Annotated in this window: 1 pseudogene; it reads left to right on the forward strand. The window is 75.2% G+C overall.

Annotation, left to right across the window (positions count from 1 at the left end):
* Window positions 1-456: pseudogene (locus IF19_RS01000000135240) on the forward strand (pyridoxal-dependent decarboxylase); the annotation flags it as partial.

The raw sequence follows: 456 nt of genomic DNA on the forward strand, positions 1-456 counted from the left end.
CGGCGACCGGGCTCAGAACACGTCCGGGCATCACGGGCGCCCGCCCGCAGCGCACACCGCGTCCGCCCTCGTCACCGCACCCGCCGCAGGCGCCGCCGACCCCGCCCACCCCCACTGCACCGCCCACCTCCACACCCCACCCCTCGCCCTCGCCGCAGCCGCCGACCTCGCCGCCAGCGCCCTCAACCCCTCCATGGACTCCTGGGACCAAGCCCCCGCCGCCTCCGCCCTCGAAGCCGACCTCACCACCACACTCGCCGCCGAGATCTACCCCCACACCCCCTCACCCGACGCCGTCATCACCACCGGCGGCACCGAAGCCAACCAACTCGCCCTCCTCCTCGCCCGCGAACGCCACGGCCCCGTACAGACCATCTGCGGTGCCAACGCCCACCACAGCATCGCCCGCGCCGCCTGGCTCCTCGGCCTCCCCACACCCATCACCCTCCCCACCCC

The organism is Streptomyces californicus (assembly GCF_000717645.1).
Lineage (GTDB): Bacteria > Actinomycetota > Actinomycetes > Streptomycetales > Streptomycetaceae > Streptomyces > Streptomyces californicus.